The sequence below is a fragment of the Mycobacteriales bacterium genome (assembly GCA_030697205.1).
Lineage (GTDB): Bacteria > Actinomycetota > Actinomycetes > Mycobacteriales > SCTD01 > JAUYQP01.
Window position 1 is genome coordinate 19,000 of the sequence record JAUYQP010000026.1, and the last position, 11,257, is coordinate 30,256.

An 11,257-nucleotide genomic window follows, 5' to 3' on the forward strand; every position below is an offset into this window, starting at 1 on the left:
GCGGGTCACGTCTCGCTGCACCTCACCCGCAGCGGGCGCCACGGTCGCTGGGCGATCACGACGCACCACACCAGCAGCCCGGCCGCGACGACGTCGAGCCAGTAGTGGTTGGCGGTGGCGACCACGACGAGCACGGTGAGCGCCGGGTGCAGCAGGAAGACCCCGCGCCAGCGGCGCTTCACCGCGCAGAACAGCACCATCCCGACGACGATCGCCCACGCGGCGTGCAGGCTCGGCATCGCGGCGAACTGGTTGGTCACGCTCTCGGTGCCCTCGCCGTACGCCGTGGGGCCGTAGACCTCCATCGTGTCGACGAAGCCCGGCATCATCCGCGGCGGCGCCAGCGGGAAGGTGACGTGGAGCAGCAGGGCGACGATGGTGGTGCTCACCAGAGCCGTGCGGGCCCAGCCGTAGACCGCGGGGCGGCACAGCCACAGGTAGACGAGGAACAGGATCGTGGCCGGGAAGTGGACGGACACGTAGTAGACGTTCGCCGCGTGGATGAGCGTCTCGTGACCGAGCAGCCAGCCCTGCACCGTCGTCTCGCGGGGGAGCAGCAGGTTCTTCTGCAGGGCGAGCAGCAGCTCGGCGTCGTCGAACGCGAGCTGCTCTCGGGCCCGGACCGCGTGGCGGCCGAGCTCGTAGAGCAGGAAGACCGCGCCGAGGACTGTGATCTCCACGATGCCCGACCACAGCCGGCCGGGCACGTGGACCCGGTCGGACAGGCGCGACGGGCGCTGCCCGACCTGCGCGGAAAGCCGGGTGCCGGTCAGGCCATTGTCCTCGACGGTGCTCACGGCCACCTCCCCCGGCTACGTCAGCGACAACCCACCGTAACCGGCGAGGGGCCATCGGTCATCCCCCTTTCGGACCGTACGAAGGTGACCGTCAGTCCCAGCCGAGCTGGTGGAGCCGGTCGTCGTCGATCCCGACGTGGTGCGCGAACTCGTGCACGACCGTGATGCCGATCTCCTCGACGAGGTGGTCGGTGTCCTCCGCCATCAGGCACAGCGGGATCCGGTAGAGGCTGATCCGGTCCGGCAGCGCCCCGCTGTAGTGCTCGCGCTCCGTCAGCGGGATGCCGGTGTAGAGGCCGAGCAGGTCGGGCTCCTCGGCGTTCTCATCCTCGACGACGACCACGACGTTGCGAAACCGCGACGACAGCTCCGGTGGCAGCTCGTCGAGCGCGTCGGCGACGTAGCCCTCGAACTCCTCGGGCGACACGATCTTCACCCCCAGACCGTACGACGGGAGCGGGCCCGTCACGCGCCCAGCAGGTCCAGCAGGTCGGGGAGCTCGCGCGGCCAGACGGGTACGTCGAGGGCCGCGACCTCCGCGCGGGTCAGCCAGGCCCAGCCGGCGATCTCGTCGACGGCGTGGCCGGACTCGTCGAGCGGACGCTGGGCGTCGGGCAGGCGCACGGCGAGGTGCACCTCGTCCTGCAGCACCGGACCGGCGCGTCGCTCGACGACCCGCTGGGTCCGCCCGAGCTCCTCACCGACCTCGAGGTCGGTCCAGCCGGTCTCCTCGCCGAGCTCGCGCAGCGCCGCCTCGCGCTCGGTCTCGCCCGGCTCGATCCCTCCACCGGGGGTCGCCCAGTGGACGCCCATCGGCGGCGGGTCGTCGTAGCGCAGCAGCAGGACCCGGCCGTCGGCGTCGACGACGACGAGCCGCGCGGCTGCGCGCGTCGTCGTACCCATGATCGACGAGCGGCTAGTCGAGGTAGTCGCGCAGCTTCTGCGACCGCGAGGGGTGGCGCAGCTTGGAGAGCGTCTTGCTCTCGATCTGGCGGATCCGCTCGCGGGTCAGGCCGAACTCGCGGCCGATCTCGTCGAGGGTGCGCGGCTGGCCGTCGACGAGGCCGAAGCGCATCTTCACCACGGCCGCCTCGCGGTCGGTGAGGGTGCGCAGGACCTCGTTGAGCTGCTCCTGCATGAGGCCGTAGGACACGACCTCGGCCGCGACCGGCGCGTCGGCGTCCTCGATGAAGTCGCCGAGCGAGCTGTCCTGGTCGTCACCGATCGTGGTCTCGAGGCTCACTGGCTCGCGGGCGTAGCCCTGGATCTCGACGACCTTCTCGGGCGTCATGTCGAGCTCCTTGGCGAGCTCCTCCGGGGTGGGCTCGCGACCGAGCTCCTGCAGCATCTCGCGCTGCACGCGGGTGAGCTTGTTGATCTGCTCGACCATGTGGACCGGGATGCGGATGGTGCGCGCCTGGTCGGCCATCGCGCGCGTGATGGCCTGGCGGATCCACCAGGTCGCGTAGGTCGAGAACTTGTAGCCCTTGGTGTAGTCGAACTTCTCGACCGCGCGGATCAGACCGAGGTTGCCCTCCTGGATGAGGTCCAGGAAGAGCATGCCGCGCCCGAGGTAGCGCTTGGCGATCGAGACGACGAGGCGCAGGTTGGCCTCGAGCAGGTGGCGCTTGGCGCGCTGCCCGTCGTGGATGAGCCACTCGAGGTCGCGACGCAGCGCGGCCGACAGCTTGGGGGCCTCGCCCTCGTCGGCCTGGCGGACCTTCTCGGCGGCGAACAGGCCGGCCTCGATGCGCTGCGCGAGCTCGACCTCCTGCTCGGCGGTGAGGAGCGGGACCTTGCCGATCTCCTTGAGGTAGGCGCGCACGAGGTCGGTGGAGATGCCGACCTCGCCCTCGGCGGCCAGCGGCTTCTCGTCCTCGTCGTCGTCGTCGGACGCGGGCTTGGGGGAGTCGTCGTCCTCGTCGTCCTCGTCGTCGTCCTCGACCGCGGTGGCGTCGGCGGCACCGGTCACGACGGCCAGCGCGGGGTCGGCGGCCACGAGCACGGCGGCGTCGGGCTCGCCCTCGAGACCGGTCTCCAGGGCCGCGGGGTCGAGGTCGGCCTCGTCGACGAGGTCGCCGGGCTCCGGGCCCTCACCTGCGGTGGCCTGGCCGGCCGCCTTCTTGGCCGGGGCCTTCTTGGCGGCGGCCTTCTTCGCGGGAGCAGCGTTGGCTGCGGCCGCCTTCTTGGCAGCGGCCTTCTTCACGGGGGCGGGGGTCTCCTCCGCAGCGTCGGCGACCTTCTTGGTCGCTCGGGCGGCGGCACTGGCGGGCGGCGTCACGTGCGGTCCTTCGTGAAGTGGCGGGCTGACGAGGGGGGAGGTCGGCGCTGTCGGCACCCGGGTCAGGGGCGTCGCGGCGACGAGCCGCACGGCCGCGCGAGGCCCCGGTCGTCTCGAGGAGACCGTCGGGGTCGTGCTGGCACGACCACCAGTATCGCTGCTCCGCGCCCCGGTGTCGCCCGAGGGTGCTCCCCGGCGGGTCGGCGGGCTGCCCGTGGGGTGCAGGGCAGGCCCGCCGACCCGGCGTAGGGGGTGCTCGTCAGAGCAGGGACCGCAGGACGTACTGCATGATCCCGCCGTGGCGGTAGTAGCCCTGCTCGCCCGGGGTGTCGATGCGCACGGTGACCTCGAACTCCTTGTCGTCCGCGCGGACCGTGAGGGTGCGGGGCACGTCCGCGCCGCCGGCGATGCCTGCGATGGAGTAGGTCTCGAAGCCGGTCAGGCCGAGCGACGCCGCGGTCTGGCCGTCCTTGTACTGCAGCGGCAGGACGCCCATCCCGATGAGGTTGGAGCGGTGGATGCGCTCGTAGGACTCGGCGATGACGGCGCGCACGCCGAGCAGTGCCGTGCCCTTGGCCGCCCAGTCGCGCGAGGAGCCGGAGCCGTACTCCTTGCCGGCCAGGATCACCAGCGGCGTGCCCTCGGCCTGGTAGGCGGCGGACGCCTCGTAGATCGAGGTCACCTCCCCGTCCTTGACCGTGACGCCGCCCTCCGTGCCGGGCGCGAGCTGGTTGCGCAGCCGGATGTTGGCGAACGTGCCGCGGATCATGACCTCGTGGTTGCCGCGGCGGCTGCCGTAGCTGTTGAAGTCCTGCGGTGCGACGCCGTTCTCGGACAGGTAGTGGCCGGCCGGTGAGTCCTTCTTGATCGACCCGGCGGGGGAGATGTGGTCGGTGGTGACCGAGTCGCCGAGGACAGCCAGCACCTTCGCGCCGGTGATGTCGGTGACCGGCTGCGGGTCCGTCGTCATGCCCTCGAAGTACGGGGGCTTGCGGACGTAGGTCGACTGCGGGTCCCAGGTGAAGGAGTCGCCGACCGGGGCCGCGACGGCCTTCCAGCGCTCGTCGCCGGCGAAGACGTCGGCGTAGGAGTCGGCGTACATCTTCTCCGTGATGGCCTCGCCGACGACCCGGCTGACCTCCTGCGGGCTCGGCCAGATGTCGCGCAGGTAGACCGGGTTGCCGTCGGGGTCGGTGCCGAGCGGCTGGGTGGTGATGTCCATGTCCATCGTCCCGGCGAGCGCGTAGGCCACGACGAGCGGCGGCGACGCGAGGTAGTTCATCTTGATGTCGGGGTTGATGCGGCCCTCGAAGTTGCGGTTGCCGGACAGCACCGACACGACCGCCAGGTCGCCCTCGTTGACCGCAGCGGACACCTCGGTCGGGAGCGGGCCGGAGTTGCCGATGCAGGTCGTGCAGCCGTAGCCGACGGTGTTGAAGCCGAGCTTGTCGAGGTAGGGGTTGAGGCCGGCCTTCTCGTAGTAGTCGGTGACGACCTTCGAGCCGGGCGCCAGCGTCGTCTTGACCCACGGCTTGGAGGTCAGGCCCTTCTCGACCGCGGCCTTGGCGAGCAGGCCGGCGGCGACCATGACGTAGGGGTTGCTCGTGTTGGTGCAGGACGTGATGGCGGCGATCGCCACCGCGCCGTGGTCGAGGGTGACCCGCGAGCCGTCGGCCAGGGTCGCCGCGACCGGGTTGCTCGGGCGGTCGCCGATCGGGCCGACGTTGACGCTGACCGGCTGGTCGGACGGCTTGCTCTCGCTCGGCGCGGCCGGGTCGGACGCGGGGAAGGACTCGCGGCTCGCCTCGTCGATGCCGCCGTCGGTGACGGCGCTGTGGCCGTTACCGGTGCTCGCGTAGTCGCGCAGCGCGGCTCGGAACATCGACTTCGCGTCGGTGAGGGGCACCCGGTCCTGGGGGCGCTTGGGCCCGGCCAGCGACGGTACGACGGTCGCGAGGTCGAGGGTGAGCGTCTCGGAGAAGCGCGGCTCCGCCGAGGGGTCGTGCCACATCCCCTGCTCCTTGGCGTAGGCCTCGGTGAGGGCGACCTGCTGCGCGCTGCGGCCGGTGAGCCGCAGGTAGGCCAGCGTCTCGTCGTCGATGGGGAAGATCGCGCAGGTCGAGCCGTACTCCGGGCTCATGTTGCCGATCGTGGCGCGGTCGGCCAGGGGCACGTTGGTGACGCCGGGCCCGTAGAACTCGACGAACTTGCCGACGACGCCCTGCTTGCGCAGCAGCTCGGTGATCGTGAGGCAGAGGTCGGTCGCGGTCGCGCCGGCGGGCAGCTCGCCGACGAGCTTGAAGCCGACGACGCGCGGGATGAGCATCGACACCGGCTGGCCGAGCATCGCGGCCTCGGCCTCGATGCCGCCGACGCCCCAGCCGAGCACGCCGAGGCCGTTGATCATCGTGGTGTGCGAGTCGGTGCCGACCAGGGTGTCGGGGTAGGCCACCCCGTCACGCTCGAAGACGACGCGGGCCAGCCGCTCGAGGTTGACCTGGTGGACGATCCCGGTGTTGGGCGGCACGACCGCGAAGTCGGTGAACGCGGTCTGGCCCCACTTGAGGAACTCGTAGCGCTCGCGGTTGCGCTCGTACTCCAGGGCGCCGTTGAGGCCCAGGGCGTCGGCGGTGCCGAAGAAGTCGGCGACGACCGAGTGGTCGATGACCATCTCGGCCGGGGCCAGCGGGTTGATCTTCTTCGGGTCGCCGCCGAGGGCCGCCATCGCCTCACGCATCGTCGCGAGGTCGACGACGCACGGCACACCGGTGAAGTCCTGCATCAGCACCCGCGCGGGCGTGAACTGGATCTCAGTGTCGGGCTCCGCCGAGGGGTCCCAGCCGGCCAGCGCGCGCACGTGGTCGGCGGTGATGTCCGCGCCGTCCTCGGTGCGTAGGAGGTTCTCGAGCAGCACCTTCAGCGAGTAGGGCAGGTCGGCCGCACCCTCGACCGCAGAGAGGCGGAAGACGTCGTAGGACTGACCCTCCACCTCGAGGGTTCCCTTGGCGCCGAAGCTGTCGAGGCTCATCGTGCGTGCTCCTTGTGTGAGGTAGCGGCAACGCTAGTGCGCTGCCGGACGGCGTCCTCGACCAGGTCGAGGACGCCGGGCAGGTGGTCGGTGGGCATGCCCGCGGCCAGACCCGAGACGAGTCCGTCGAGGACGAGGCGGAGGAAGTCGACGAGGATGGGCAGGGGCACGTCGTCGCGTACGACGCCTGCCGTGCGCTGGCGCTGCAGCCGAGCGGTGGTCGCGCCGGTGATGGCGCTCTGGTGCTCCGCCCAGCGGGCCGCGAAGTCGGGGTCGGTGCGCAGCCGCCGGCGGACTTCGAGCTGCACCCCGAGCCACCCGGCGTCGCGGTCCTGCAGATCGCGCATGACCTGCACGAGCCCGTGGGCCGCGACGGTCTCGGCCATCTGCGCGGCGTCGTCCTCGGCGAGGGCCAGGAACAGTGCGTCCTTGTCGCGGAAGTGGTGGAAGATCGCGCCCCTGGACAGGCCGGTCTCGGCCTCGAGCACCTTGACGGTGGCCCCTTCGTAGCCGTGCCGGGCGAAGGCGCGGCGGGCGGCGTCGAGGATCTCGGCGCGACGCGCGGCGAGCTGCTCGGGGGAGACCTTGGGCACGGGCTCACCTTAGCACCCAAACCGTACGTCCGTTTTGTTGAAAAGGCCTGCGGGGTGACAGACACCGCTGCTCCGACGCGCTCCAGTGGGGACGTGTACGCCACTGTCGTCGTCGGCACGGACGGCTCGCCCACCGCGGCGACCGCGGTGCACCACGCCCTGCGGCTGTCCGTCGCCTGCGGCGCGAAGCTGCACCTGGTCACGGCCTTCACGGACTTCTCGCTGTCGCCCACACCGCGATGCTGCCCAGCGGGCCGGTGATCGGCGACGACGGCTCCTGGATCCCGGCGGTCCACGACCGCTTCGCGGAGGAGGCCCACCGAGCAGGGGTCCCGATCGTGCGCCACGTCCTGGAGGGTCAGCCCGTGACGGTGCTCATCGAGATCGCCCGGCACGGTCGGGGCGGACCTGCTCGTCACCGGCAACCACGGCATGAGCGGGGTGCGCGGGCTGCTCGGCAGCGTGCCGAAGGCGCTGGCGCACCACGCGCCGTGCGCCGTCCTGGTGGTGCCCACCGACCGTTGGTGACGCGCGTCATGCATGAGGTGTGTGACGACGGGGCATCAGTGAGTCACGCACGGCACGGAGACACCGGGCCGGCACCACGAAGGAGCCACTGATGATCGTCCTCGGCCTGATCCTGCTGCTCATCGGTCTGCTCGTCGGCCCGCCGGTCCTCACGACCGTCGGCCTGATCCTGCTGCTCGTGGGCCTCGTCCTCAACTTCGTCCCGATTGGTGGTAACAGCCGCCGGGTCTGGTGACTACGGGGGCCTCGGGCCCCCACCCGCGCACACGGCGCCGTCGACCTCCGGGTCGGCGGCGCCGCGCTGTTGCGCCCGGCGGGCCGGTGGCAGGATCACCGCCATGCCCACGCTCCAGATCGCCCAGGACGAGGCCGCGGACGCCCTGCTGTCGACCGACCCGCTCGCGCTGCTGCTCGGGATGCTGCTCGACCAGCAGATCCCGATGGAGAAGGCCTTCAAGGGGCCGCAGGTCCTGCTCGAGCGGCTCGGCCACCTCGACGCGGCGCGGATCGCGGCGATGGACCCTGAGGCCTTCGCCGCGGTGATGGCGACGCCACCTGCGGTCCACCGCTTCCCTGGCTCGATGGCCGGTCGGGTGCAGGCGCTGTGCGCGGCGCTCGTCGAGCTCTACGACGGCTCGGCGGAGAAGCTCTGGGACGTCACGACCGGTGCTGAGCTGCTGGCCCGCGTGCAGGCGCTGCCGGGCTTCGGCGAGCAGAAGGCCCGTATCTTCGTGGCGCTGCTCGGCAAGCAATGGGGCGTGACACCGAAGGGTTGGCGCGAGGCCGCCGGCAGCTATGGCGACAAGGGCGCGACGCGGTCGGTGGCCGACGTCGTCGACAAGGCCTCGCTGCTCGAGGTCCGCGCCTTCAAGCAGGAGGCCAAGGCGGCTGCCCGCACCGCCAAGGGCTGAGTGGGGGGGGCTCAGGCGACGTCGTGGCCGGCCTGGTCGACGACCCGGCCCGGCTCGATCGCGCTCCGCAGTGGCTCCGTGACGGTCGTCGGGGAGCCGACGGCGGTGAGCGTGGCCTTCGACCGGGTCGGTCCGGCGTTGGCCGACACGACGCCCATCCAGGGGAGCACGATCGACCCGACGATGAAGGCGGCCTTCCACCACAGCCCGACCGGCAGCAGCACCGCCAGCAGCACGCAGGAGACGCGGACCGCCTGGGTGATGAGGTAGCGCTTCTGCCGCAGCCGCATGTCGTCGGCGTGCGACAGCGCGGCCGTCGTCACCGAGGTGACGGCGGGGGTGCGGGCACGACCTCCGGAGGACACCCCACCAGTGTGACCGCTCCCGGCCGGATGCGCTCGCCGGGCCGCGTAGCGTGGGCACGCCCGCTGTTCCGGACCTCCTGGAGGACCCAGTCGTGACCGTCGCCGACCGCCCCGCCCGCACCCGCAAGGCGCCCGCCCCGACGGTCGGCACCTTCGACTCGGTGTCGCCCGCGACGGGGGAGGTCGTCGCGTCGTACCCCCTGCACGGCGAGGACGAGGTGCGCGCTGCGGTGGCCCGGGCCCGGGCGGCCTTCAGTTGGTGGCAGGAGCTCGGCTACGCCGGGCGGCGCGCGCGGCTCGACGCCTGGAACGCGCGGCTCGTGCAGCGCTCCGACGAGCTCGCCGAGCTGATGCACCGCGAGAACGGCAAGCCGGTCTCCGACGCCCGCCTCGAGATCACCCTCGCCGTCGACCACATCGCCTGGGCGGGCAAGCACGCCAAGAAGGTCCTGGGTCGGCGCCGGGTCGCGGCCGGGATGCTCATGGCCAACCAGGCGGCGACCCTGGAGTACCCCGCGCTCGGTGTCGTCGGCGTCATCGGGCCCTGGAACTACCCGGTCTTCACCCCGATGGGGTCGCTCGCCTACGCGCTCGCCGCCGGCAACACCGTGGTCTTCAAGCCGTCGGAGCACACCCCGGCGGTCGGGGCGTTCCTCGTCGAGACCTTCGCGTCCGTCGTCCCCGAGCACCCTGTGCTGCAGCTGGTCACCGGCCTCGGTGACACCGGTGCCGCCCTGTGCCGGGCCGGCGTCGACAAGATCGCCTTCACCGGCTCGGCCCGCACCGGGCGCAAGGTGATGGCCGCCTGCGCGGAGGGCCTCGTGCCGGTCCTCATGGAGTGCGGCGGCAAGGACGCGATGATCGTCGACGACGACGCCGACGTGACCAAGGCCGCCGACGCCGCGCTCTGGGGCGGGATGCAGAACGCCGGCCAGGCCTGCATCTCCATCGAGCGGGTCTACGCCACCGACAAGGTCTACGACGCCTTCGTCGCCGAGCTGACGACCCGGGCATCGGCGCTGGTCGCGGGGGAGTCCTACGGCCCGATCACCATGCCGTCGCAGGTCGACATCATCCGCGAGCACATCGCCGACGCGCTCGCCTCGGGCGGGCGTGCGCTGACCGGTGGCGGCATTGACGGCTACCTCGTCGAGCCGACCGTGCTCGTCGACGTCCCGGAGTCGTCGAAGGCGGTGCAGGAGGAGACCTTCGGGCCGACGCTGACCGTGACGCGGGTGCGTGACGCCGAGGAGGCGCTGCGGCTCACCAACGACTCGGCCTACGGGCTGGCCGGCTCGGTCTTCGGCAAGAAGCGCGCCATGGACATCGCGGCGCGGATGCGCTCGGGCATGACGTCGGTCAACCAGGTCGCGGCCTTCGCCGGCGTACCCGGACTGCCCTTCGGCGGCTCGGGGGAGTCCGGCTTCGGCCGCATCCACGGCGAGGACGGGCTGCGCGAGTTCACCCGCGCGAAGGCCATCACGCGGCAGCGCTACGACCTGCCGATAAAGGTGCTGTCCTTCGACCGGAGCGCCCGCACCGACGCCCTGCTGGCCCGCGCGACGAAGCTCCTCCACGGTCGCGGCTGACCCGCAGCGCGTGGCGGTCCGCCCACCGCGGCCCCGTTGCCGGGACGTGGCGATCAGTGCCGCGGGCGGGCGCTCGCATGATCGCCACATCGCAAGCGCGTCAGGGGACGGAGGGTCCCGGGGCGCGGTCTGCGGTGGCGCGGACGGCGTCGAGGTCGAGGGTGAACGGGTCCGTGCGCGTCACCCACCACGTCGCGCCGGCCTCCGCCCACTGGGCCCGGCGCTCCGCCGGCTCCGACGCCCGGCCCTGGACGACCACGTCGAAGGGTGACGTGGCGGTCCGCTCCTCGGCGACGACGGCGAGCAGCGCAGTCAAGTCGGCCGGGTCCTCGAGGTCGATCGGGAAGACCCCGTCCCACCGGGCGGCGCGGCGCAGTGGCCGTCGGTTCGGCCACCGGGCACCGACCCAGACCGGCACGCGCTCCTGGACGGGCGTCGGCAGGAACTGCACTCCGTCGGTGAGCGGGTGCGTCACGTGCGCGCCCGACAGCAGCTGGTCGAGGACGTCGAGCCGCTCGTCGAGCATCGCAGCCCGCGCCCTGTCGTCGAGCTCCTCGCCGAAGCGCGACAGCTCGCCGCCGCTACTGTCCAGCCCGAGGCCGACGCCGAGCACCATCCGGCCGTCGGACAGCAGGTCGAGCGCGGCGACCTGACGGGCGAGCACCTGCACGCGGCGGCGTGCGAGCGGGGTGACGAGTGCTCCCAAGCGCACCCGCGACGTCGTCATGGCCATGGCTGCCAGTGCCGTCCACGGGTCGAGGACGTGCGTGGCCGGGTCGCGGTAGAGGACGTGGTCCCAGAGGAAGACCCCGTCCCACCCGCCGGCGTCGGCCCGGGCCGCCAGGTCGGCGAGGACGCGCGGGTCGGCCAGCGGGCCGAACGGCGGGACGAACAGTCCGTGCAGCACACCCCGACGCTACGGGCTCCCGCCCTCACCCCTCGTGACCGCACCGGACCCGCCGCGCCCCACACCCGTGATCAGCAGGGGGTCTGCACGCGCCGCGCCGGCGAGTCCCATGCAGACCACCTGCTGATCACGAGGGACGTGGCGGGGTGGCGGGATGGTCAGTCGGAGACGCGGGTGCGGGTGACGGCGGCGGCGGCGCCGAGGGCGAGCGCGCCGGTCGCGGCGAGGACGGCCGCGCCGCCGGTCGACGGCAGCGAG

The 11,257-nt window shown here is 72.2% G+C and carries 13 protein-coding genes; 5 read left to right on the forward strand and 8 right to left on the reverse strand.

Features of this window, described 5'->3' with window-relative positions; all coding sequences use genetic code 11:
- Positions 1 to 5 precede the first annotated feature (5 nt).
- The 6 genes from Q8R60_08460 to Q8R60_08485 form a co-directional block, all read right to left on the reverse strand.
- Complete coding sequence (locus Q8R60_08460; protein MDP3712502.1) at positions 6 to 797, reverse strand: phosphatase PAP2 family protein; 792 nt, start codon at positions 795 to 797, stop codon at positions 6 to 8.
- A gap of 91 nt (positions 798 to 888) precedes the next feature.
- Entirely contained in the window at positions 889 to 1,239 is a 351-nt protein-coding gene (locus tag Q8R60_08465; GenBank protein MDP3712503.1) for a metallopeptidase family protein, read from the reverse strand.
- A gap of 23 nt (positions 1,240 to 1,262) precedes the next feature.
- Positions 1,263 to 1,700 (reverse strand): NUDIX domain-containing protein, encoded by a 438-nt coding sequence (locus Q8R60_08470; GenBank protein MDP3712504.1) that lies wholly within the window; start codon positions 1,698 to 1,700, stop codon positions 1,263 to 1,265.
- Between the two features lie 13 nt (positions 1,701 to 1,713).
- On the reverse strand, positions 1,714 to 3,078 hold the full coding sequence (locus Q8R60_08475; protein MDP3712505.1) for an RNA polymerase sigma factor: 1,365 nt from the start codon (positions 3,076 to 3,078) through the stop codon (positions 1,714 to 1,716).
- 259 nt (positions 3,079 to 3,337) lie between these two features.
- Complete coding sequence (locus tag Q8R60_08480; GenBank protein MDP3712506.1) at positions 3,338 to 6,106, reverse strand: aconitate hydratase; 2,769 nt, start codon at positions 6,104 to 6,106, stop codon at positions 3,338 to 3,340.
- The gene (locus Q8R60_08485; GenBank protein MDP3712507.1) at positions 6,103 to 6,699 is read right to left on the reverse strand and encodes a helix-turn-helix domain-containing protein; all 597 of its coding nucleotides are present in this window, start codon (positions 6,697 to 6,699) and stop codon (positions 6,103 to 6,105) included. The genes Q8R60_08480 and Q8R60_08485 overlap by 4 nt, the downstream gene beginning before the upstream one ends.
- 93 nt (positions 6,700 to 6,792) lie before the next feature.
- Here Q8R60_08485 and Q8R60_08490 point away from each other — a divergent pair, with 93 nt between their 5' ends.
- The 4 genes from Q8R60_08490 (at position 6,793) to Q8R60_08505 (ending at position 8,138) form a co-directional block, all read left to right on the forward strand.
- Positions 6,793 to 6,960, forward strand: coding sequence for a universal stress protein (locus Q8R60_08490; GenBank protein MDP3712508.1), 168 nt, complete (start codon positions 6,793 to 6,795; stop codon positions 6,958 to 6,960).
- 171 nt (positions 6,961 to 7,131) lie between these two features.
- Entirely contained in the window at positions 7,132 to 7,227 is a 96-nt protein-coding gene (locus Q8R60_08495; protein ID MDP3712509.1) for a universal stress protein, read from the forward strand.
- A 91-nt stretch (positions 7,228 to 7,318) separates the two neighbouring features.
- Complete coding sequence (locus Q8R60_08500; GenBank protein MDP3712510.1) at positions 7,319 to 7,462, forward strand: hypothetical protein; 144 nt, start codon at positions 7,319 to 7,321, stop codon at positions 7,460 to 7,462.
- Positions 7,463 to 7,565: 103 nt separating this feature from the next.
- Positions 7,566 to 8,138 carry an HhH-GPD-type base excision DNA repair protein gene (locus Q8R60_08505; protein ID MDP3712511.1) on the forward strand — a complete coding sequence of 191 codons (573 nt, stop codon included), beginning with the start codon at positions 7,566 to 7,568 and terminating at the stop codon, positions 8,136 to 8,138.
- 11 nt (positions 8,139 to 8,149) lie between these two features.
- Here Q8R60_08505 and Q8R60_08510 read toward each other — a convergent pair whose 3' ends face one another.
- A complete protein-coding gene (locus Q8R60_08510; protein MDP3712512.1) occupies positions 8,150 to 8,503 on the reverse strand; it encodes a DUF3099 domain-containing protein in 354 nt (117 codons plus the stop codon).
- Positions 8,504 to 8,595: 92 nt separating this feature from the next.
- Here Q8R60_08510 and Q8R60_08515 point away from each other — a divergent pair, with 92 nt between their 5' ends.
- On the forward strand, positions 8,596 to 10,092 hold the full coding sequence (locus tag Q8R60_08515; GenBank protein ID MDP3712513.1) for an aldehyde dehydrogenase family protein: 1,497 nt from the start codon (positions 8,596 to 8,598) through the stop codon (positions 10,090 to 10,092).
- Between the two features lie 100 nt (positions 10,093 to 10,192).
- Here the strand turns inward: Q8R60_08515 and Q8R60_08520 are convergent, their stop codons facing one another.
- Positions 10,193 to 10,999: an LLM class flavin-dependent oxidoreductase gene (locus Q8R60_08520; GenBank protein MDP3712514.1), complete on the reverse strand. Its 807-nt coding sequence runs from the start codon at positions 10,997 to 10,999 to the stop codon at positions 10,193 to 10,195.
- Positions 11,000 to 11,257: the final 258 nt, after the last annotated feature.